The following is a 22,552-nucleotide window of genomic DNA, read 5'->3' as shown; positions in this document are numbered from 1 at the left end:
CCGGGCGCTCAGCCGACCAACCGCAGCCGCTGCCCGCATACCCCGACCCGCACGATCTGCCCCCACGTCAACTCCACCGCATCCCCCTCCATCCCATCCCCGAACACAATCAACTGCTCGGACTCCACGGTGAGTTGAAGCACCGCCGGACCACCCAGCTCACCCGCTACCAGCGACGTCCCCGTCACCGGCGAAGGCCAAGCCTCCCGTACGAACCACACCAGCCTGTCCTCCGAGGGGTGTGGCAGGGACAGGGCGCTGCCCCGCTCCTGCCACACCGACCGGAGCCATCCCGTGGCCCCGGTGCCCGTTCCCACGAGCACCCCGGAGGACGCCTGGGCCTCGACGACACCCCCGTCGCCCTCCAGGCCCAGGCGGTATCGGGCCGTCTGGTGTCCGACGGCTCCCAGATAGATCTCGTTGAGGGCGACCAGCCGCTGCGTGTCGTCGGCGACGGCCTCGACCATGGTGAGTTCGTCCACACCCGTGCCCGCCGCGAGGGCGGCGGCCAGCAGGACGCCGGCGTCCGACGGGCGGTGCCGTACCAGGACCCCCGGGTTGCGCCCAGGATCCGTGTCGAAGCCCAACACCGGTTGCCCGGCAAGGTACTTGGCGACGTTCGCGACCAGGCCGTCCTGGCCGACGACGGCCACCACGTCCTCCGGGGCGAACAGGAAACGGTCCAAGTCGGCCCGCTCCACCTGTGTCTGACGCCAGGTCAGGGGAACGGCCGACGAGACCTCGGCCAGCGCCCGTCTCGTCCGGCGGTGCCGTTCGGCGACCTCCTCGATGTCCCGGCCTCGCGACCGCAGGAAGTACGCGGCCTGGCCGTGCGTCCCGTGCCGGGCCACCAACTCCTCGTACTCCGTGGTCCGATGGACGAGGACGACCCGGGGTGCGAGGCTCACGCCCGCTCTCCGGCGCCGAGCCGGGCGAGCAGGCCGGTCAGCACGTCCGGCGAAATGGTGACGCTGTCGATGTTCGGCAGGTTCTCCGCGAGCCGGGTTCCGGTGAGCGCGTTCAGCGTCGTGACGTCGACGTCCGCGTGCACCCTGAGCCACGCCGCCTGGGCCTGCGCCCGTGCCTCGCCCACCTCGCGCGCGCCCTCGGCCTCGGCGCGGGAGAGCCGTACCGCACGCGCCGCCTCGGCGTCGGCGAGCCGTACCGTGCGGGTGGCCTCCGCCTCCGCCCGTACGCCGTCCGCCGCCGCGTGCTCCTCGGCCTCGCGGCGGGTGTTCGTACCGCGCTGGTCGACCAACTGCTCCTCGCGGCGGGCGAGTTCGATCTGGCTCTCCAGTTCGTTCTCGGCGATCGCCCGCTCGCGCTCGACGGCCACCGCCCGCCGTTCGTAGGTCGCCTTGTCCGCCTCCTGCTGGATCTGCTCGCGCGCCGGGGTGCGCAGCGCCCGCTCCACCTCGGGCTCGGGCCGCAGCGCCATCACGCGGACGGCGACCACCTCGATACCGGTGGCCGGCAGGCGGGGTTCCGCGTCCAGCCCCGCCGCGACGCGTTCCCGCACCGCTGTCACCCCGTCGACCAGCGCGGCCGAGAGGGGCGTACGGGCGAGGACGGCCAGCGCGTGCTGCTGGGCCGTCTCCGTGAGCAGGGTGCCGAGTTGCTCAAGGGGCGCGCCTCTCCACACGCCCGTGTCCGGGTCGACGGAGAAGTCGAGTCGGGCGGACGCCAGGGCAGGGTCGCTGATCCGGTAGGTGACGGTCGCCTGGACCGCCACGTCCTGGAAGTCGGACGTACGGGCGTGGAAGGTCATGGCCAACTCCCGGTCGTCGACCGGTACTTCGGAGAGCGCGGCGGTCAACGCGCGGAACCAGAAGCTGAGTCCGGGCCCGTCGTGCAGCAGCTTGCCCGAGCGGTGGTGCCGGATGTGCGCCGTCGGTGCCCCGCGCAGATGGCGCCAGCCAAGGCGCCGGGTGATGTCGGCCATCAGACTCTCAGATCCCCTCAGATCCCGCATCGATCTCGTCAGTACGACGATAACCGCGCGGCCCACTTGTCGTCAAGGGGACGAAAAGAAGGGGCAGTATGAGAAGTAAGGGGGTGAACTCCGCCCCGGATGGTCAGGATGGAGACATGGCACTCCATGTCGACTCCGAGACCGGGCGGCTCCGTCGCGTCATCCTGCACCGGCCGGATCTTGAGCTCAAAAGGCTCACCCCCGAGAACAAGGACGCCCTCCTCTTCGACGACGTGCTCTGGGTGCGCCGGGCGCGCGCCGAGCACGACGGTTTCGCGGACGTGCTGCGCGACCGGGGCGTCGCCGTCCACCTCTTCGGCGACCTGCTCGCCGAGGCCCTGGCGATCCCGGCGGCCCGAGCACTCGTCCTGGACCGCGTCTTCGACGAGAAGGAGTACGGTCCCCTCGCCACCGACCACCTCCGCGCGGCCTTCGAGACGCTGCCCGCGCCCGAGCTGGCCGAGGCGCTCGTCGGCGGCATGACCAAGCGGGAGTTCCTGGACGCCCACGCGGAGCCCATCTCCGTCCGCTTCCACGTCATGGAGCTCGACGACTTCCTCCTCGCCCCCCTCCCCAACCACCTCTTCACCCGCGACACCTCCGCCTGGATATACGACGGCGTCGCCGTCAACGCGATGCGCTGGCCGGCCCGGCAGCGCGAGACCGTCCACTTCGAGGCGATCTACCGGCATCACCCGCTCTTCCGCGCGGAGAAGTTCCACGTCTGGTCAGAGGGGCAGGCCGACTACCCGTCCACCATCGAGGGCGGGGACGTGCTCGTCATCGGGAACGGCGCGGTGCTCATCGGCATGAGCGAGCGCACCACCCCGCAGGCCGTCGAGATGCTCGCGCACAAGCTGTTCGCCGAGGGCTCCGCGCGGACGATCGTGGCGCTCGACATGCCCAAGCGGCGCGCCTTCATGCACCTCGACACGGTGATGACGATGGTCGACGGCGACACATTCACCCAGTACGCCGGGCTCGGCATGCTGCGGTCGTACACCATCGAACCGGGCGTCGGCGACAAGGAGTTGAAGGTCACCGACCATCCGCCGGAGCACATGCACCGCGCGATCGCCGCCGCCCTCGGGCTGAGCGAGATCCGCGTCCTGACCGCCACCCAGGACGTGCACGCCGCCGCGCGCGAGCAGTGGGACGACGGCTGCAACGTCCTCGCCGTCGACCCCGGCGTCGTCGTCGCCTACGAGCGCAACGCCACCACCAACACGCATCTGCGCAAGCGGGGCATCGAGGTGATCGAGATCCCCGGCAGCGAGCTGGGCCGGGGCCGGGGCGGGCCGCGCTGCATGAGCTGCCCGGTCGAACGGGACGCCGTATGACGAGACGGGGAGCAGGCTGCCGTATAGAAATGCTAAGAGTCGTATAGAATTCCAAAAGTCCTTGTACCCGCATCTCTGGAGCGCCCCCATGGCGACAGTCCCGACCGCCCTCGCCGGCCGCCACTTCCTCAAGGAGCTGGACTTCTCCGAGGAGGAGTTCCGCGGCCTGGTCGAGCTGGCCGCCGAGCTGAAGGCCGCCAAGAAGTCCGGAGGCGAGACGCGGTACCTGCGGGGCAAGAACATCGCGCTGATCTTCGAGAAGACCTCGACGCGCACCCGCTGCGCGTTCGAGGTCGCGGCGGCCGACCAGGGTGCCTCGACGACCTACCTCGACCCGTCGGGCTCGCAGATCGGGCACAAGGAGTCCGTGAAGGACACCGCGCGGGTGCTCGGCCGGATGTTTGACGCCATCGAGTACCGCGGGGACAGCCAGGCCGCCGTGGAGGAGCTGGGCGCCTATGCGGGCGTTCCCGTCTACAACGGTCTGACCGACGACTGGCACCCCACCCAGATGCTCGCCGACGTGCTCACCATGACCGAGCACAGCGACAAGCCCCTCAAGGAGATCGCCTTCGCCTACCTCGGTGACGCCCGCTTCAACATGGGCAACTCCTACCTGGTCACCGGCGCGCTGCTGGGCATGGACGTCCGGATCGTCGCCCCGAAGTCGTACTGGCCAGCCGAGGAGATCGTCACCGCGGCCCGCGCGCTCGCCGAGCGGAGCGGTGCCCGCATCACGCTCACCGAGGGGATCGAGGACGGTGTGGCGGGCGCCGATTTCGTCGTCACCGACGTGTGGGTGTCGATGGGGGAGCCCAAGCAGGTCTGGGACGAGCGGATCGCGGCCCTCGCGCCGTACGCCGTGACCATGGACGTCCTACGGGCCACCGGCAACCCGGACGTCAGGTTCCTGCACTGTCTGCCGGCCTTCCACGACCTCGGCACCAAGGTCGGCCGCGAGATATACGAGACCCACGGCCTCGACTCCCTGGAGGTCACCGACGAGGTCTTCGAGTCGGCCCACTCGGTCGTCTTCGACCAGGCGGAGAACCGGCTGCACACGATCAAGGCCGTGCTGGTGGCCACGCTGGCCTGAGGCCCCGGTTACGCGGGACGCCGCTGGGGCGGTACGACGGGCAGCCTGAACCAGACCGCCTTGCCCGACCCGGTGGGGCGGTGGCCGCACGACGAGCTGAGGGCGCGGATCAGCAGCAGGCCGCGCCCGTGCTCCTGCCAGGGGTCGGGTGCCTCGACGGCGGGCCTGGTCAGGCTCCCCGGCGGCTCCGGGTCGGGGTCGTGCACCTCGACCTGACAGCCGCCGGGCAGCAGCTCGACCACCAGCTCTATGGGGGCGTCACCGGCGGTGTGCTCCACCGCGTTCGCGACCAGCTCCGCCGTCAGCAGCTCCGCGGTGTCACTGTCGGCCGTGTGCTTCACCTCGGACAGAGCCGTACGGACCAGTGCGCGGGCCACCGGCACGGCCGCGGCGGTGTGCGGCAGTGCGATGCGCCAGGAGGCGGAGGCGGAGGGGCGTTCTTGCAAGGCGGGTCCGTTCATGGAGCAGGCTGTCCTGCTTTCAACTATATGAATGGTACGGCGCCTTTTGTCAGAGTCTCTCGGCGGGCACCGCACGGGACCTTCGTCCCGGTACCGAGCGGCATACCCCGTTCAATGGTCCCTCCCGCATGACTGCTCCCGTTGTTACCGCGCTATAGACGACTCGTGACGAACGCCCCCAAGCCCCGTCCGGTACGGGGGCTTGAGGGCGTGGGAAAGAAGGCGGAGAGAGCGGTGTCTACGACAGGTCGGCCATGCCCGCCGTGAGCGTCGCGCCGTCCGCCGGGTCGATCACGATGAACGCGCCGGTGCGGCGGGAGACCGCGTAGTCGTCGAGCGCGAGCGGCTCGGCGGTGCGCAGGGTGATCCGGCCCAGGTCGTTCGCGGTCAGCTCGGCCGCGCCGCCGAGGTCCCTGACGATCGCCTTGACCGTGCGGGAGGTGTGGCGCAGCAGCACCCGGTCGCCGACCCGCAGCGGACGGTCGGCGAGATGACAGACGGCGGCCCGGACGTCCTGGGTGAGCGCGGGCGAGTCGGCCCCGGCGGTGATCATGTCGCCGCGCGACACGTCCCGCTGGTCGGCGAGACACAGACTGACCGACTGCGCCGCGTACGCCGCGTCGGCCTCCGTGCCGAGCACCGAGATCCCGGTGATCTCGGAGGTCTCACCCGAGGGATGCACCGTCACCCGGTCACCGACCCGCAGCGAGCCGGACACCAACTGGCCCGCGTACCAACGGACTTCGCCGTCGCGGATGACGTACTGGACGGGGAAGCGGGCCGGCGCGTCCGACGGGTCGGCACCGACCGGCACGTTCTCCAGGAACTCCAGCAGGGCCGGGCCCTCGTACCAGTCCATGTGCGCCGAACGGTCCACCACGTTGTCGCCGACGAGCGCCGACACCGGGATCGGCGTGAAGGAGGGCAGCCCCAACTCGGCCGCGTGGCCCGCGAATTCCTCGACGATCCGCTCGAACACCCCCTGCTCGTACCCGACCAGGTCCATCTTGTTGACGGCCAGCACCACGTTGGGCACCCGCAGCAGCGCGGCCACGGCGGCGTGCCGCAGGGTCTGCTCGACGACGCCGTTGCGCGCGTCGACCAGGATGATCGCCAGCTCGGCGGTGGAGGCACCAGTGACCATGTTGCGGGTGTACTGCACATGGCCCGGGGTGTCGGCGAGGATGAACCGGCGCTTGGGGGTGGCGAAGTAGCGGTAGGCCACGTCGATGGTGATGCCCTGCTCGCGCTCGGCGCGCAGGCCGTCGGTGAGGAGGGCGAGGTCGGGGGCGTCCTGGCCGCGGTCGGCCGACACCCGCTGCACGGCTTCGAGTTGGTCGGTGAGGACCGACTTGGAGTCGTGCAGCAGCCGTCCCACGAGCGTGGACTTGCCGTCGTCGACCGAACCCGCCGTCGCGAACCGCAGCGTGTCGATGGTGGTGGTGCTCATGTCTAGAAGTACCCCTCGCGCTTGCGGTCTTCCATCGCGGCCTCGGACATCTTGTCGTCGGCCCGCGTGGCGCCCCGCTCGGTCAGCCGGGAGACGGCGATCTCGGCGATCACGTCGTCGAGCGTGGCGGCCTCGGAGTCGACGGCGCCCGTGCAGGACATGTCGCCCACGGTCCGGTAGCGCACCTGCCGCTTCTCGACGGTCTCGCCGGCCTTGGGCCCGCCCCACTCACCCGGGGTCAGCCACATACCGCCGCGGTTGAAGACCTCGCGGTAGTGCGCGAAGTAGATGTCTGGCAAGGCTATGTGCTCGCGGGCGATGTACTGCCAGACGTCCAGTTCGGTCCAGTTGGACAGCGGGAACACGCGGACGTGTTCACCGGCCGCGTGCCGCCCGTTGTAGAGGTTCCACAGCTCGGGCCGCTGCCGGCGGGGGTCCCACTGCGAGAACTCGTCCCGCAACGAGAACACCCGTTCCTTGGCGCGGGCCTTCTCCTCGTCCCTGCGTCCGCCGCCGAAGACGGCGTCGAAGCGCTCGGCCTGGATCTTCTCGGTGAGCGGCAGGGTCTGGAGCGGGTTGCGGGTCCCGTCGGGACGTTCGCGCAGCACACCGCGGTCGATGTAGTCCTGTACGGAGGCCACATGGAGGCGCAGCCCATGGGCGGCGACCACACGGTCGCGGTACTCAAGGACCTCGGGGAAGTTGTGTCCGGTGTCCACATGCAGCAGTGAGAACGGCACCGCCGCCGGCGCGAACGCCTTCAGCGCCAGGTGCAGCATGACGATCGAGTCCTTGCCGCCGGAGAACAGAATCACCGGCCGCTCGAACTCACCCGCCACCTCACGGAAGATGTGCACCGCCTCGGACTCAAGGGCATCGAGGTGGGAGAGGGTGAAACTCACACCAGCCCCCGCTCGGACAGCACCGCGTACACCGCGTCCGCCGACTCCTGCGGGCTCTGCGTCTGCGTCGGCAGGGTGAGCGCCGGGTCGGTGGGCGGCTCGTACGGGTCGTCGACGCCGGTCAGACCGGTCAGGTGACCCGCGGCCTGGCGGGCGTAGAGACCCTTGACGTCCCGCTCGCTGCACACCTCGACGGGGGTGGCGACATGCACCTCGATGTACGGTGTCCCGCTCGCCTCGTGCCGCTTGCGGACGGCCTCGCGGCTGTCGGCGTACGGCGCGATGACGGGGACGACGGAGAGCACGCCGTTGCGCGCGAGCACCTCGGAGACGAGGCCGATGCGCTGCACATTGGTGTTGCGGTCCTCGCGGGAGAAGCCGAGGCCGGCCGAGAGGAAGCGGCGCACCTCGTCGCCGTCGAGGACCTCCACGCGATGTCCCTCGGCCTTCAGACGATCGCCCAGATGTCTCGCGATCGTCGTCTTACCCGCACTCGGCAGTCCGGTGAGCCAGACGGTGGCTCCCTGAGCCCTTGCCGTGGTGGTCATGCGCAACAGTCCTCTTTCTTACCCGACGAGCGACGTCGTCGAAGGTTAGGTAAGAACTCTGAGAGGACCTGCTAAAGAAGCTGAGGTTTAGCTGAGTGACTCGTGGTGCGCAAGAGGTCACGGGCGTTCGCCATGAACTGTTCATAATCGGCGGCCGAGGCCGACTACTGCGACTGCGGCCGCACGCCCGCGAACACCGCCCCGGCGTCCCGCAGCCGCTCGTGCAGCGCCCGGAACACCTCGCCCGAGCGGGTGCCCGGCCAGTCGCGGGGGAGCAGGCTCGCGGGCAGGCCGGGGTCGACGTAGGGGAGGTGGCGCCAGGAGTCCAGGGCGAGGAGGTAGTCGCGGTACGCGTCCTCGGGCGGGGTGTCCGCGCGGCCCTCCCAGTCGTCCAGCACGGGAGCGTGGCGGTCGAGGAACGCCTCGTGCTGCCCGGCGATCGCGCTGAGGTCCCACCAGCGGGCGACGGCCTCGGCGGTCGCCGCGAAGCCGAGGTGCTCGCCGCGGAAGAAGTCCACGTACGGGTCGAGCCGCAGCCGCTGGAGGATGTGCCGGGTCTCCTCGTACAGGCGGGCGGGCGCGATCCACACGCCGGGGGTGGCGGTGCCGAAGCCGAGGGCGGCAAGGCGGGAGCGCAGGATGTGCCGTTTCTGGCGTTCGGACTCGGGGACGGAGAACACCGCGAGCACCCAGCCCTCGTCGTCCGAGGGGGTGGTGGCGTAGATACGCCGGTCGCCGTCGTCGAGCAACTGCCGTGCCTCGGGCGAGAGTTCGTACCCGGCGGCGCCCTGGGCGGTGCGGGCGGGCAGCAGCAGCCCGCGCCGTTTGAGCCGGGACACCGACGAGCGCACCGAGGGCGCGTCGACGCCGGCCGCGGCTAGGAGCCGGATCAGTTCCGCGACCGGGACAGGGCCGGGCACGAAACGGCCGTAGGCGCCGTAGAGCGTGACGATGAGAGACCGTGGAGCAGGCTGGTCGGACACGTTGATCATCTTAGGTCGTCAGCATCGCTGCTGGTCACCTCGGGTGCGCAAGCTGATCCTCTACGGTTCGTCGGTCACCGTGGGCAGCGCGTCCCGGGAAGACGATCACGGGGGAGACGATCGGGCGGGAACGGTCAGGCGGCGACGGCGAGTTGGTCCGCCGGGACCCGGTGCGGGGCCACGATCCGGCCGTCGGGCAGCAGGGCGCCGGTGTCGTCGAAGACGATTCCGCCGTCGCACAGCAGCGTCCAGCCCTGTTCGGGGTGGGCGGAGACGATGTGCGGGGTGTTGGTGTCGGTCACGGGGCACGAGGGCTGGTGGGAACACATGGCGTACCTCCACGTCGGATGCGATCCGTGCCGGCGGCTCCGTCGCCGCCCTGCATCGCATATACAGACCATCCTCCCGCCGCGAACTCATCGGAACCGCCCGCTGTGAAGCGTGACAACACGCGGACAACACTCGGACGGTTCCACGACGCTCGGTGCGGACTCGCCACCGAAGGAGTGAGGATCACGGGAGTCGGGGCGGTCGACCGGTACCTGTGGAGCCCTCTGCTTCGACTTCTGGAGGTCTTCCCATGACCATGCGTTCCGCCCTCGGTTCGGCGGCCGGTGCCGCGCTGCTCCTGCTGGCCGCCGCCCCCGCCGCGACCGCGTCCGCCGACCCGTACGAGACGGTGACCGTGGACCCCACGGGCCGTATCGCCGCGGACGGCACCGTCACCCTCTCCGGCACCTACCGCTGTGTCGGCAACTCGGGTCCGGTGTTCGTCAGTTCGTCCGTCTGGCAGGACGACTCCTCGGTCCGGCACGGCATCGGCGGCACCCGGGCGGTCTGCGACGGCGTGGAGCACGCCTGGGAGAACTCGGGCAAGCCCTCGCCCGACGCGCTCGCCCCCGGTGCGGCCCACGTCGAGGCCACCGTGATGGAGCTGGCCTCGCGCGGCGGTCTGCCTCTGCCGGTCTTCCACGCGACCCAGCGGCAGGACATCACCCTCACCGGGAGCTGAGCTCCGGGTCAGCCCATGGTGGCGTCGACGCGGCCCGGCGGTTGGGTAGTTGCTCGCCCACGCCGGTCCGCGTGCCGGCGGCGCAGGGCGAGCGCGAAGCCGAGACCGGCCAGCAGCGCGGGCAGGGCCGTCGCCATCGTGAGCGAGCCCACCCAGTCGGGGTTGAGTTGCCGGGTCAGACCGCTGGTGTACCGGCATGTCGCCTGCGGCGGAAAGAAGCCCGGATCCAGGGTCTTCGGCACCTGGCTTCCCCAGTCCGCGCCCGTCGAGCACGCCGACGACGGTCCCGCGAGCAGCTTCCATCCGGTCAGCAGGTACAGCGTCAGGAACACGGAGCCGCTCACGAGGAACGCCGCCCCGGTGCGGCGGAGTTTCGTGACCCGGGACATCGGCACGACCCGGTCGCTGTCGACGCGCGGGTCGAGACACTCGGCGACCATGGCCACCAGCAGGCAGCCGGCCATGGTCACCAGAGCGGCCCAGAGCAGCAGCCCCAGCACCCGTCCGCCGCCGATCGAGGTGACGTCCCCGCCTCGGAACTCGCAGACGGTGGCGGGCGGAAACGCCTGGTTCCGCACATGCAGCAGCCGGCCCGGTCCCTTCGTGAGCCCCTGCATGCACTCCTCGTCGAACCCGAGCATGCCGAACAGGGCGAGCCCGGAGCCGAGCACCAGCACACAGAACGCGATGCCCGCCACGGCCCACAGGCCGTCCGTCCGATAGCCGAAGTACGTCCGCGCCTCCGGCATCAGTGCTGGGTGTTGCTGGCCCAGATCGGCGTCGATCCGGAGTAGATCACCATGTTGCCGTCACCCTGGAGCCTGAGGACGGCACCGCTGTGGCCGGGGGTCTGGCTGGCCCAGACGGGACGGTTGTCGGAGGTGTAGACGACGAGGTTGCCGTCCGCCTGGAAGACCGCCTGGTAGTTCGAACCGAAGGTCATGGTGGCCCAACGGGCCTTGTTGTTCTCGTCGTACAGGACGAGGTTGCCGTCGGTCTGCATGCGCAGCCGGGCCTTCTTCGCGTTGAGGGACTGGCCGGCGTTCAGCACCCGGGTGGCCGTGACGCGGATCTCCGTCGGAAGGGTCGACTGGGACGTCGTGGTCGAACCCGTCCCGGACTTGGCGGTCGCCGTGGACTTCTTCGGCGTCGGTGATGCGGCCGGCTTCGTGGTCTTGACCGCCGTCGGCTCGCTCACCGGTTGCGCGACGGACGTCTTGGCCGGAGTGGAGTGGTGCGGAACGGCCTTCGGCGTGGCGGACGGGACGACGGAGGGGCTGGACGAGGCATACGCCCCGGCGCCCTGCGTCGCCCCGCCACCGAGCACGGTGCCCGCCTGGTCGGCGACGACACGATCGTGGTTCTCCGGCGTCCGGTCCCGGCTCATCAACAGCCCCGGCACGGCGATCAACAACGCCCCGAGCACCGCGGCACCGGCCAGCAACGGCCGCCCGGGCCGCCCGACGGACGCGGCGGCGCCTTCCGGGGCGGGCCCGTCCCCCTCGGGGACGCTCGCGGCCAGTGCGGCGGGGGCCTCGGCCGGGGCGGCTTCCGGCTGCGTGGGTTCCGCTGCGGTGTCCGCCGTGCTGGTGGGGGGCGGGGTCAATTCCGCTGCGACGGTCTCGGCGGAGGGTTCCTCCGCGAGGGATGCGGCGGATACGGATCCGGGGGAACGGGAGGAACCGGGCTCGCCTGAGCGGGACTTGGGGTTCTCCCCGGGGCCCGACGCAGGACCGGCCGACTGCGGAGCGGTGGCGGTCTCCGCGGAGAGTTCCGCTGCGACGGAGGCGGCCGAGATCGCCTCGGCGGACTGGGGGGAACGGGGCGTGCCTGGGCGGGACGGGGATGTCTCGCCCGCCATGTCGTCCCCGGTGGGCTTCGGCGTGAGGCTCGCCGCCGACGGGGCGGCCCCTGCGGCTCCGGAAGACGCAGGGGAACCGGGCGTGCCCGTAAGGGACTTGGCCGCCTCGCCCGCAGTACTGCCTTCCCCGGAGAGTTCCTCCGCGACGGACGCGGCCGACACGGCCCGAGATGACCCGGCGGAACCGGCCTCGGCCGAGCGGGACTTGGGTGTCTCGCTCGCCGCAGGTGCCGACCTCGCCGTGGGCGCGGTGGCCGAGGGTTCTGACGTTGTCGGTTCGGTCCGGTCTGTCATCCGCGCTGTCCGCCCCATTCGCCCAGCAGTCCGTCGTACGCCTGTGTGGACAATCCTATTCACGCATCTTCACGCGCATGACTCAACAACGGTTCCTTTCCCGCGAGTTAACAATCGTCACGCGCAAGCGCCGTCGCTGGTACGGCTGTTGCGCGACGGCACATAATTTGCCGTACGGCATGATGGGGTTGGCCGCAACCGACGGGTGCCGACACGAGGAGGTCTGCTGAGTGCGCCAGGTACTGACGGTCTGTCCGGAGGGCACCGGGGATGCCCGGACGATCGGAGAGGCCCTGGCGAGGGCGCGCGGCGGCGCGGTGCTGAGTGTGCGCCCGGGGACGTACGAGGAGAACCTCGTCGTGACCACCCGGGTGACCATCGTCGCCGAACAGGCGCGTGGCACCGTCCGGTTGGCACCGCGCAAGGGCATCGTGATCTCGCTGCGCGTGGACGCGGTGATGCTGACCGACCTGGTGGTGCAGGGCCAGGACGAGGAACAGCCCGCCGTGGACGCCTCGCACGGGCAGGTCGCGATGCAGGGCTGCGATCTGTCCGGCGCCTCGTGGACGACCGTACTGGCCCGCAACTCCGGCTCGTTGGCGATGCGTGAGTGCCGGATCTCCAACCGCACCGGTGCCGGCGTCGTGGTCACCTCGCCGACCGAGAGCTCCCTGGAGTCCTGCACCCTCGAACACCTCGGCACCAGCGGTGTGGTGATCGGCGAACGCGGCCGGGCCACCCTGCGCGGCTGCACGGTGCGGGACGCGCGCGGCAACGGCGTGCTCGCCAACGGCGACGCCCAGGGTTCCGTCGAGGACTGCGACCTGGCCTCCACTGACAAGCCGTCGCTGGCGCTCGAAGAGCGCAGCGCGGTACGGGTGTTGAGGACAGTGGTCCGCGACACCTCGATCGGCGTGCACGTGACCAGCGCCAACCGCTGCGAGCTGGAGGAGGTGCGGGTCACCGGCAGCAGCGGCCCCGGCATCATCGTCTCGCACGGCAGCGACCCGGTGCTGCGCCGCTGTCGCACCGCCCGCACCACGGGCAACGGCCTGCTGGTGACGGACCGTTCGCGCGGCACCTACGAGGACTGCTGGCTGACCGGCGCCCAGATGGCGGCGCTGCGGGTGGCCGGGGCCTCCTCGCCCACGCTGACCTCGCTGACCGTCCGGGACGGCGAGGCCGAGGGCGTGCTGCTTGAGGAGGACTCGGCGGCCGAGCTGGAGCGCGTGGAGATCGTCGACGTCAAGGGCGCCGGTGTGGTGATCCGGGGCAACGCCAACCCGCTGCTGCGGCGCGCCCGGATCACCGGCGCGGGCGGCTGCGGGGTGACGGTGCGCGACGGCGGGCGCGGCCGGGTGGAGGACTGCACGGTCGAGGCGCCGGGCGGCGCGGGCGCGGAGGTCACGGCGGGCGGCAACGTCTATCTCGCCGGGTTCCGCGTCAACAACCCCGGCGGCGCCGGACTGGAGCTCGGCGGCGAGGGCACGGCGGCGATCCGTGACGGCGAGCTGGTCTCGGCCGGCGGCTGCGGTGTACTCGTGGACACCGGCGGCGAGTTGACGGCCAACCGGGTGCGGACCGCCGCCGCCACCGAGCACGGCTTCCTGGTCCGCGACGGCGGCCGGGCCTCCCTGAACGGCTGCGAGGCGGCGGGCAACGAGCGCGACGGCATCCGCGTCGAGTCGGAGGCACCGGTCTCGGTGGTGGGCTGCACGGTCCGCGACAACAAGGGCGGCGGCCTCGTGCAGGCCAAGGCCGGCGGCCGGCTGGCGGTGGAGAACCTCACCAGCACCGGCAACGAGTCCCGCGACGCCTGGGGCTTCGGCGAGGCCGAGGGCACCGACCCGGCGGGCACCGTACCGGAGTCGGAGGGGCCCGGCCGCCCCGACGGACCGATGGCCGCGCTGGAGGGCCTCATCGGCCTGGACAACGTCAAGGAACAGGTCCGCACCCTCGTCAACCTCACCCAGCTCGCCCGGCGCCGCGCCCAACTCGGCATGTCCGCACCGCCGATGAGCCGCCACCTGGTCTTCGCGGGCCCGCCCGGCACCGGCAAGACCACCGTGGCCCGCCTCTACGGCACGATCCTCGCCGAGCTGGGCGCCCTGCGCTCCGGACACCTGGTCGAGGTGTCCCGCGCCGACCTGGTCGCCCAGGTCATCGGCGGTACCGCCATCAAGACCACCGAGGCCTTCGAACGGGCCCTTGGCGGCGTCCTGTTCGTCGACGAGGCGTACACCCTCACCTCCGACTCCCGTGGTTCCGGGGCCGACTTCGGCCGGGAGGCCGTGGACACGCTGCTGAAGCTGATGGAGGACCACCGCGAGGACGTGGTGGTCGTCGCGGCGGGCTACTCCGACGAGATGCGCAGCTTCCTCGGCTCCAACCCCGGTCTGGCGTCCCGTTTCTCACGGACCGTCGAGTTCGAGAACTACTCGGTGCCCGAGCTGGTGGAGATCATGGAGAGCATGTGCGTACGCCACCAGTACGCGCTCGCCGACGAGACCCGCCTCGCGCTCGCCGTGCACTTCGAACGAATACCGAAGGACGCCGGGTTCGGCAACGGCCGTGCCGCACGGCAGGTGTTCGAGGAGATGGTGGACCGGCAGGCCGTACGGCTGGCCGCGCTCACCGACGTCACCGAGCAGGACCTCTCCCTGCTGCTGCCGCAGGACATCAGCGAGGAGGCGGCCCGCACCGCCGCCGACGGGCCGAACGCCAACGACCCCGGCGACGACGCGCTCAGCAGGCTGGACGCGCTGGTCGGACTCCACGCCGTGAAGCGGGACGTCACCGACCTCGTCAACCTGGTGTCGACGGCCAAGCAGCGCGAGGCCGCCGGACTCCCGGTGCCCCGGCTCAGCCACCACCTCGTCTTCACCGGGCCGCCCGGCACCGGCAAGACCACCGTGGCCCGCCTCTACGGCGAACTCCTCGCCTCCCTGGGCGTGTTGCCGCGCGGCCAGCTCGTCGAGGTGTCCCGCGCCGACCTCGTCGGCCGATACGTGGGCCACACCGCGCAGTTGACCCGTGAGGTCTTCGAACGCGCCCTTGGCGGTGTGCTGTTCGTCGACGAGGCCTACACCCTCACCCCGCGTGAGGCGTCCGGGTCCGACTTCGGCCGGGAGGCCGTGGACACCCTGCTGAAGCTGATGGAGGACCACCGCGACAAGGTGGTCGTCATCGTCGCGGGCTACACCCAGGAGATGGAGACCTTCCTCGCCTCCAACCCGGGCCTGTCCTCCCGCTTCTCGCGCCGGGTCGAGTTCGCCGACTACTCCTCCGACGAACTGGTGACCATCGTCCGCGAGCACGCCGTACAGCTCGGATACGAGTGCGCGGCCGGCCTCGGACCGGTACTGCGGCAGCACTTCGACGCGCTGCCCCGCGACCGGTCCTTCGGCAACGCGCGCACCGCCCGCCAGATCCTGGAGCGGATGATGACCCGCCAGGCGGGCCGCCTCAGCAGACTGGCCGTCCCCAGCCTCGACGACCTGCGGCTGCTGCTCCCGGAGGACCTCGCCGACCCGGCCGGCGCCTCCTCCACCTCCAGCGGGGCGGCCCGGGCATGACGACGGCACACGGCAGGGTCTCCGCCGCCGCTCTGGCCCTGCTGCTGACGGCCTCCGCGAGCGCGCTCGGCGCCGGGTCCGCGACGGCGGCCGACGGGAGTACGGTCCAACTCCCGGTACTTTCCTCGCAGTTGGACGCCGACGCGGCCTGTACGGCGGGCTCGGGCCAGCGGGCCACCGACGTTCCGTGGGAGCAGGTCTCGCTCCAGCTCAGCCGGACCTGGGAGTTCGCTTCCGGCTCCGGGGTCACCGTCGGCGTCGTCGACACCGGTGTTTCAACCGACGCCCCGGCGCTGAAGGGGCGGGTGACGGCGGTCGGCGACGCCGGGACCGACTGCGTGGGACACGGCACCTTCGTGGCCGGGCTGGTCGGCGCCGCCGTAGAGGACGGTGTGCGGTTCGCGGGCGTGGCGCAGCAGGCGCGCATTCTCGCGGTGCGCGGCGGCGACGCCCGGGGGAAGGTCACCGCCGACCAGGTCGCGGACGGCATCCGGGCCGCCGTGGACGGCGGTGCCCAGGTGGTCACCGTGTCGGCGGCGCTCGCCGGTGACACCGCAGCACTCCGCTCGGCCGTGGCGCTGGCCGCGAAGAAGGACGTCCTGGTGGTCGCCGCCGCCGTACCGGACACCCCCGCGACGGCGACCTCGGCGACGGACGCTCCACCCGCCCGCGACTACTACCCCGCCGCCGACGACGGCGTCCTCTCCGTCCTCGACGTGGACGTCGACGGCAAGCGGCCGACCGGCGCGTACACCACCGACAGTGCCTCGATCGCCGCGCCCGGCGACGGTGTCGTCGGCATCGGCCCCGCGAAGGACGGCCACTACATCGGCTCCGGGGCGTCCCTGGCCGCCGGGTTCGTGGCGGGAACGGCGGCACTCGTGCGCTCCGTCCACCCCGACCTGACGGCCGCACAGACCGCGACCCTGCTGCGCACCTCCGCCTACCCGGCCGACGTCCCCCGCCTCGACCCGTACGCGGCCGTCACCTCGGTGCTGGGCGCGGGCTCCGCACCGGTCCGTGACGACGCCGGTTCCCCGGTGCGGTTGCCGGCCGACAAGGCGGCCGGCCCCCTCCGCCGCGCCCTGTGGCCCGCGTCGGCGGGCCTCGCCGTGATCATCGCGGTGATCTGGCTCGGCCTCGTCCTGCCCCGGGGGCGCCGCCTGGGTTGGCGCCCGTCGCGGCCGGAGAGTACGCAGGGTACGGAGGGCGCCGTGAGCAGTGTCCCGGTGGGCGCGGGTGTCCAGGGGACGACGGAGAGCTGACGGGCGGATCGATAGTGAAACGGTGCGGCCCCGGGTGACCAACAGTCGCCCGGGGCCGCACCGTTCAGTACCGGCCGCTCACTCCTCCTACTCCTCCGCCCCCGCCGCCAGTGCCGTCTGGATGAGGGACGGCTTGCGGCGGACTATGTGGAGGGCTCGGCCCGGGGGGAGTACTCGGGGCTTTACGTTGCCGAAGACGTAGCCCTCCGACGGGGAGCAGGACATCAGGACGCCGGGGGTGTTGACCTCGTCGAGGCGGCGCAGGAGCTGGTCGTTGAGGCCGCGGCCCGCGCCCGTGGCGGAGCGGGCGACGACCACGTGCAGGCCCAACTCGTGGCCCAGCGCGAGGTGTTCGAAGAGTGGGGCGAAGGGGTGGTCCATGACCGTGCCGCCGCCGACCATGTCGTAGTCGTCGACCAGGACGAACAGCCGGGGGCCCGACCACCAGTCGGCCTGCCGCATCCGCGCCGGGGTGATCTCCTGGCCGGGCACGCGCGTGCGCAGCGCCTTCGCGGAGCCGCCGACCAGTTGCTTGAGGGCCTCCAGGGCCACCGCGTGGCCGAGGCGGTACTCCTCGGGGACGGCGTCGACCAGGCCGCGCCGGTAGTCCACGACCAGGATGCGGGCCTCGGCGGGGGAGTAGCGGGCGACGACCGCGTCCGCGACCAGCCGCAGCAGGTTGGTCTTGCCGCTCTCCGTGTCTCCTACGGCCACCAGGTGCGGGTTGCGCGAGAAGTCGTGCCAGACGGTGCCGAGGGTCTCCTCGTCCTGGCCGAGCGCCAGCTTGAGGCTGAGGCCGTCGCCGCGCTCCGGCTCGGGCAGTTCGGCCGCGGGCAGCCGGTGCGGGAGCATCCGGACCTGTGGGGCGCGCGGGCCGTGCCAGGCTGCCGCGATCCGGTCGACCAGGTCCGCGACGCCCTCGCTGAGCGTCTCCGGGTCGGTGGAACCGTCACCGCGGGGCAGCGCGGACAGGAAGTGCAGCTTGGTCTCGACGGTGAGACCCCGGCCCGGGATCTGCGGCACGGCGCTCGCCTTGCGGATGTCCACCACGGAGTCCATCGTGTCGCCGAGCCGGAGTTCGAGCCGGGTCGCGGACTGGTCGCGGACCGGGGCGGTGAGTTCCAGCCAGCGGGCGGTGGCGACGATCAGGTGGATGCCGTAGTTGAGGCCGCTGGTGGCGATCTGGTTGAACGTGGGGATGAACTGGTCGAAGTTCTGCCGCACCGCCGACCAGCCGTCGATCACCAGGAAGATGTCGCCGTGCGGTTCGTCGGGAAACTCCCCGGCGGCCCGGCGGCGCCGATAGGTGGCCATGGAGTCGATGCCGTTGTCCAGGAAGAACTGCTCGCGCTGGGTGAGTACGGCGGTGACCTCGGCGACCGTACGGCTGATCCGCTCGGTGTCGAGGCGGGCCGCGACCCCGCCGACATGCGGCAGGCCGGTGAGCTGGGAGAGCGTGCCGCCACCGAAGTCGAGGCAGTAGAACTGCACTTCGCGCGGGGTGTGGGTGAGCGCGAGGGCCATGATGAGGCTGCGCAGCACCGTCGACTTGCCGCTCTGCGAACCACCCGCGACGGCGACATGGCCACCGGCCCCGGCGAGGTCCACCACGAGCGGGTCACGGCGCTGGTCGAAGGGCTTGTCGACCAGACCGACCGGCACCCGCAGCTTCCCCGCGCCGGTCCAGCGGGACGCGGTCAGCCCGCGGTCCGGGTCCTCGGCGAGACCGCCGAGCAGGACGTCGAGCGGGGACGCGGTGTCCAGCGGCGGCAGCCACACCCGGTGCGCGGGCGGCCCGGAGTCGCGCAGCCGGTCCAGCGCCACCGACAGCAGGCTCTCGACGCTCTCCTCCGCCTCGGGCTCCGGCACGATCGCGGCCGGTGCCGGGGCGCGCGGCACGATGTACCCGGTCGACCAGGGCACCACCTGGGTGGCGACCCGGGCCTGCGCGACGGCCCCGCCGCGCCGGCGGTACGGGCCGGACACGTAGGCGGCACGGAAGCGGGTGAGGGCCTCGACACCGCTCTTCAGATAACCGCTGCCGGGCTGCGAGGGCAGTTCGTAGGCGTCGGGGACGCCGAGGACACCCCGCGACTCCATCGCGGAGAAGGTGCGCAGACCGACCCGGTACGACAGATGCGACTCCAACTGGTGCATACGGCCCTCGTCGAGGCGCTGCGAGGCGAGCAGCAGATGCACGCCGAGGGACCGGCCGAGGCGGCCGATCATCACGAACAGCTCCATGAACTCCCGGTGCGAGGCGAGGAGTTCGCTGAACTCGTCGACGACGACGAACAGGCTGGGCAGCGGGGCGAGATCGGCGCCGCCGGCCCGCGCCTTCTCGTACTCCAGGGCCGAGGTGTAGTTGCCGGCCGACCTCAACAGCTCCTGGCGGCGGATGAGTTCGCCGTGCAGCGCGTCCTGCATACGCTCCACCAGGGCGGCCTCGTCGGCCAGGTTGGTGATGACGGCGGAGGTGTGCGGGAGTTCGTCCAGACCGAGGAAGGTCGCACCGCCCTTGAAGTCCACCAGGACGAAGTTGAGTGTTTCCGAAGAATTGGTCAGCGCGAGGCCGAGGACCAGGGTGCGCAGCAGCTCGGACTTGCCGGAACCGGTGGCGCCGATCAGCATGCCGTGCGGGCCCATGCCGCCCTGCGCGGACTCCTTGATGTCCAGCTCCACGGGCCGCCCGTCCGCGCCGACCGCGACCGGGACCCGTAGCCGGCCGGAGCCGGTGTGCCGCCGCCACAGTGTGTCGGGGTCGAGCCGGTGCAGGTCGGCGATGCCGAGCAGGGTGGTCAACTCGGTGTCGTTGGACAGCGGTTCGACCGCGTCGGAGCTGAGACTCATCCGGTACGGCGCGATCAGCCGGGCCAGCGACTCGGCGGCGACCGGACCCACCCGGTCGGGGCGGCCCAGGACCGTGGTCTGCTCCTTGCGGCTGCGGTCGGTGCGCACCAGCGCCACGGCGTCGGGGGACACGTCGAGGCGCAGTGTGGTGCGGCCGGGCCGCCAGGTGAGGGAGTCGGACAGGTCGAGCACGACGGCGTTGCGGAATCCGGGGCCGTCGAAACGGTGGCCGGCCGGGATGCCCGCGCCGTCCACCACGACCACCACCAGCGGCTCGTCACGACCGGGCACCGCGTCCGGGTCGAACGCGGGCCGCTCGGAGAACTCGCTGCCGAGCTGGTCCTCCAGATCGGTGAAGGCGGACGCCACCATGCGCAACGGACCGGCGCCGTCGGTCTCTTGAGGATGCTGGTTGTGCGGCAGCCACTTCACCCACTCCCACTCGGCGCGCACCTCGTCACCGGCGCAGACCGCGATCCACAGCTCCTCCGGCGGGTGGAACAGCGCCAGTTGGGACAGCGCCGCGCGCAGCATCCCCCGGGTGGCGTCGCGGTCGCCGCGGACCAACACCCTTGACCAGGACCGCAGATACAGCGCGATGGGCTGGCCGGGGACGGTGCTGTAGGCGCGGATGAAGCGGCGCAGGGCATGCGCGCACAGCGGCTCCAGGTCCTCAACGGGCTTGCTGGAGACGGGAGTCAGCCGCATGGACAACTGCTGGTCGCCCACGGCGATCCGGATCTCACCGAAGTCCTCGTCCTTGACCCGGCGCTCCCACAGCCGCGTGGTGCGGACCATGCCGCGCAGCAGCCGGGGCTCGGGGTGCCGCCAGGCGAGCGCGAGCTGCTGCTCGACCACGGCCCGCTGCACCGTACGACGACTTTGCGCCAAGTACCGCAGATAGTCCCGGCGTTCGCCGCGCAGCCGCTGCTTGCGGTCACCGGCCTTGCGCATGACCTGACCGACCATCATCGCGCCGACGGCCATCACCATCACGCCGAGCGCGATGTACATGAAGACGCCGCTGGACTGTCCCCCCGACCGCAGGAACATCATCATCATCGAGACCGACATCATCCCCATCGGCAGATACGTCCACACGGCGGACGTATCGGGGACGGTCTCCATGAGGGTCGGTGGTTCCTGGAGGACCAACTCGCCGGCGGGCATGTCGGGTCCGCGACGGCGGGCGGGGCGACGGAACAGGACCACGCTCAACGCTTGGGGCTCCTAACGGACTTCGCGCACCGCGGCGGTACGTGGGGGTGTGCACCGGGAAACGACCTCGGCACTCGCACGCGGATCACGCTGTCAACACCGTTCGTGGGGGCTCCCGTTGACACGCGTCGTAGGGAGTGTCAGTAGTGTGCACCCCGTCAACTCCGTACGTCCATGTCACCCCCCTGCTTCACCCGCGCCCCTCGCGCCCCCCCACGCACGCCGAGCCGCGTGCCCCCGTTTCGATGTCCAGGAGACGTGAGCCCCGGTATGACCGACACTTCCGTGACCGGACTGTGCCATCTGACCGTCCGGGCCCCGGCCCGCACCATCGACCTCGCCGTGCCCTCCGACGTACCGGTCGCCGATCTGCTGCCCACGGTGCTGCGGTACGCGGGGGAGGAGGCCGAGGAGAACGGTCTCGAACACGACGGCTGGGTGCTCCAGCGCCTCGGCGGACGGCCCCTCGACGAGGAGGCGACGCTCGCCTCGCTCGGACTGACCGACGGCGAGGCGCTCCATCTGCGCCCGCGCACCGAGGCGTTGCCCGAGGTACGGCTCGACGACCTGGTGGACGGGATCGCCGCGGTGACCCGGGACCGGCTGCACGGCTGGAGCCCGGAGGCGGCGCGACGGCTGCTGCGCGGTCTGCTCGCGGTGGCGGTGCTGGCCGGACTGGTCCTGCTGGCCCTGCCGGGCGCCCCGGCGTCGCTGCGCGCGGCCACCGCCGTAGGCGCCGGGCTGCTGCTCCTGGCCGGTGCGGCCTCGGCGAGCCGGGCAGTGGACGACCCGGCCACCGGCACGGTCCTGGGCCTGCTCGCCTCCCCGGCCCTCGCGCTCGCGGGCTGGCTGGTGCCGGGCGGTGAGCTGAGCGGTCCGCAGGCCCACCAGGTGCTGGGGGCACGGCTGTTGGGGGCGGCGGCGGCCTGGGCCGGCGGCGCGGTACTGGCACTCGCGGCCTCCGCGGCACGTACGCCGCTGTTCCTCGCGTCGGCGCTGGTGGCGCTCGCCACGGCGGTCGGCGGTGTGCTGATGACGGTGTTCGACGTGCGCGTGGCGGCCGCGGCCGGTGTGGTCGCGGCGCTGACGGTGCTCCTGGGCGGGCTGGTGCCCGCGCTGTCGTTCAAGTTCGCCGGGATGCGGATGCCCGCGTTGCCCACCAACGCACAGCAGTTGCAGGAGGGCATCGAGCCCTACCGGGGCAACGACGTCGCCGTACGCACCGAGTTGGCCGGCGAGTGGATGACCGCGCTGTACGGCGCGACGGGCGTGCTCGCCTCGGCCTGCCTGGTGGCACTGGCCCGCCGTCCGAGCCTCCCCGCGGTGCTGTGCGCCCTGGTCCTGTCCCTGCTGCTGCTCCTGCACGGCCGGGGTCTGGTGAACACGGCCCAGCGGCTGGTCCTGGTCCTGCCGGGCGCCTGGGGTCTGCTGCTGCTGGCCTTCGGCTGGGGGCTACGGCTCTCCGGCTCCGAGCGGGCGCTCCTGGTGGCGGGCCTGCTGGCGGTGGCGGCGGCGCTCACGGTGGCGGTGTGGACCGTACCGGGACGGCGCATGGTGCCGTACTGGGGCCGGGCCGCGGAACTGCTGCACTCCCTGCTGGCGATCGCCCTGCTCCCCCTGACGCTCTGGCTCCTGGGTGTCTTCGGCACCCTTCGCGGCATCACGGGCTGACCCGCCCGCGAGGGCCCCGAACACCAACCAGAACGACCCAGCCGGGAGGAAAGC

Annotated in this window: 17 protein-coding genes; 6 read left to right on the top strand and 11 right to left on the bottom strand. The window is 71.7% G+C overall.

Features of this window, described 5'->3' with window-relative positions:
• Positions 1-8 precede the first annotated feature (8 nt).
• Positions 9-908, bottom strand: a complete 900-nt coding sequence (locus AB0M63_RS08860) for a hypothetical protein (RefSeq protein WP_366018899.1) — start codon at positions 906-908, stop codon at positions 9-11.
• Positions 905-1,942 carry an SPFH domain-containing protein gene (locus AB0M63_RS08855; RefSeq protein ID WP_366018898.1) on the bottom strand — a complete coding sequence of 346 codons (1,038 nt, stop codon included), beginning with the start codon at positions 1,940-1,942 and terminating at the stop codon, positions 905-907. Before AB0M63_RS08855 ends, AB0M63_RS08860 begins: the two co-directional genes overlap by 4 nt.
• Before the next feature lie 146 nt (positions 1,943-2,088).
• On the opposite strand from AB0M63_RS08855, the gene AB0M63_RS08850 reads away from it, so the two are divergent.
• On the top strand, positions 2,089-3,312 hold the full coding sequence (locus AB0M63_RS08850) for an arginine deiminase (protein ID WP_366018897.1): 1,224 nt from the start codon (positions 2,089-2,091) through the stop codon (positions 3,310-3,312).
• A gap of 88 nt (positions 3,313-3,400) precedes the next feature.
• Entirely contained in the window at positions 3,401-4,408 is a 1,008-nt protein-coding gene (gene argF, locus AB0M63_RS08845) for an ornithine carbamoyltransferase (RefSeq protein ID WP_366018896.1), read from the top strand.
• Between the two features lie 8 nt (positions 4,409-4,416).
• On the opposite strand, the gene AB0M63_RS08840 is transcribed toward argF, so the two are convergent.
• From AB0M63_RS08840 to AB0M63_RS08815, 6 genes are all read right to left on the bottom strand, one after another.
• Positions 4,417-4,869, bottom strand: coding sequence for an ATP-binding protein (locus AB0M63_RS08840; protein ID WP_355902030.1), 453 nt, complete (start codon positions 4,867-4,869; stop codon positions 4,417-4,419).
• Positions 4,870-5,107: 238 nt separating this feature from the next.
• Entirely contained in the window at positions 5,108-6,319 is a 1,212-nt protein-coding gene (locus AB0M63_RS08835; RefSeq protein WP_366018895.1) for a GTP-binding protein, read from the bottom strand.
• A 2-nt stretch (positions 6,320-6,321) separates the two neighbouring features.
• Positions 6,322-7,221 carry a sulfate adenylyltransferase subunit CysD gene (gene cysD, locus AB0M63_RS08830; protein ID WP_355902026.1) on the bottom strand — a complete coding sequence of 300 codons (900 nt, stop codon included), beginning with the start codon at positions 7,219-7,221 and terminating at the stop codon, positions 6,322-6,324.
• On the bottom strand, positions 7,218-7,769 hold the full coding sequence (gene cysC, locus AB0M63_RS08825) for an adenylyl-sulfate kinase (RefSeq protein ID WP_355902024.1): 552 nt from the start codon (positions 7,767-7,769) through the stop codon (positions 7,218-7,220). Before cysC ends, cysD begins: the two co-directional genes overlap by 4 nt.
• Positions 7,770-7,933: 164 nt before the next feature.
• On the bottom strand, positions 7,934-8,761 hold the full coding sequence (locus AB0M63_RS08820; RefSeq protein ID WP_366018894.1) for a PaaX family transcriptional regulator C-terminal domain-containing protein: 828 nt from the start codon (positions 8,759-8,761) through the stop codon (positions 7,934-7,936).
• A gap of 125 nt (positions 8,762-8,886) precedes the next feature.
• On the bottom strand, positions 8,887-9,081 hold the full coding sequence (locus AB0M63_RS08815; RefSeq protein ID WP_355902020.1) for a DUF5999 family protein: 195 nt from the start codon (positions 9,079-9,081) through the stop codon (positions 8,887-8,889).
• A gap of 251 nt (positions 9,082-9,332) precedes the next feature.
• On the opposite strand from AB0M63_RS08815, the gene AB0M63_RS08810 reads away from it, so the two are divergent.
• The gene (locus tag AB0M63_RS08810; RefSeq protein ID WP_355902018.1) at positions 9,333-9,764 is read left to right on the top strand and encodes a DUF6299 family protein; all 432 of its coding nucleotides are present in this window, start codon (positions 9,333-9,335) and stop codon (positions 9,762-9,764) included.
• 8 nt (positions 9,765-9,772) lie between these two features.
• Here AB0M63_RS08810 and AB0M63_RS08805 read toward each other — a convergent pair whose 3' ends face one another.
• Together AB0M63_RS08805 and AB0M63_RS08800 are read right to left on the bottom strand one after the other, a co-directional pair.
• Positions 9,773-10,513 carry a hypothetical protein gene (locus AB0M63_RS08805; RefSeq protein WP_355902016.1) on the bottom strand — a complete coding sequence of 247 codons (741 nt, stop codon included), beginning with the start codon at positions 10,511-10,513 and terminating at the stop codon, positions 9,773-9,775.
• Positions 10,513-11,370 (bottom strand): hypothetical protein, encoded by an 858-nt coding sequence (locus AB0M63_RS08800; RefSeq protein ID WP_366018893.1) that lies wholly within the window; start codon positions 11,368-11,370, stop codon positions 10,513-10,515. Before AB0M63_RS08800 ends, AB0M63_RS08805 begins: the two co-directional genes overlap by 1 nt.
• Positions 11,371-12,149: 779 nt before the next feature.
• Here AB0M63_RS08800 and AB0M63_RS08795 point away from each other — a divergent pair.
• Together AB0M63_RS08795 and AB0M63_RS08790 are read left to right on the top strand one after the other, a co-directional pair.
• A complete protein-coding gene (locus tag AB0M63_RS08795; protein ID WP_355902012.1) occupies positions 12,150-15,494 on the top strand; it encodes a right-handed parallel beta-helix repeat-containing protein in 3,345 nt (1,114 codons plus the stop codon).
• Entirely contained in the window at positions 15,491-16,759 is a 1,269-nt protein-coding gene (locus AB0M63_RS08790; protein ID WP_366018892.1) for a S8 family serine peptidase, read from the top strand. The genes AB0M63_RS08795 and AB0M63_RS08790 overlap by 4 nt, the downstream gene beginning before the upstream one ends.
• A gap of 87 nt (positions 16,760-16,846) precedes the next feature.
• Here the strand turns inward: AB0M63_RS08790 and eccCa are convergent, their stop codons facing one another.
• Positions 16,847-20,779, bottom strand: a complete 3,933-nt coding sequence (eccCa, locus tag AB0M63_RS08785) for a type VII secretion protein EccCa (RefSeq protein WP_366018996.1) — start codon at positions 20,777-20,779, stop codon at positions 16,847-16,849.
• Between the two features lie 318 nt (positions 20,780-21,097).
• Between eccCa and eccD the strand changes: the two genes are divergently transcribed.
• Entirely contained in the window at positions 21,098-22,498 is a 1,401-nt protein-coding gene (gene eccD, locus AB0M63_RS08780; protein ID WP_366018891.1) for a type VII secretion integral membrane protein EccD, read from the top strand.
• Positions 22,499-22,552 lie beyond the last annotated feature (54 nt).

It is taken from the genome of Streptomyces sp. NPDC051576 (assembly GCF_040681835.1).
Lineage (GTDB): Bacteria > Actinomycetota > Actinomycetes > Streptomycetales > Streptomycetaceae > Streptomyces.
The sequence above is the reverse complement of the archived record's forward strand: the minus strand, read 5'-3'. Positions and strand labels throughout refer to the sequence as shown.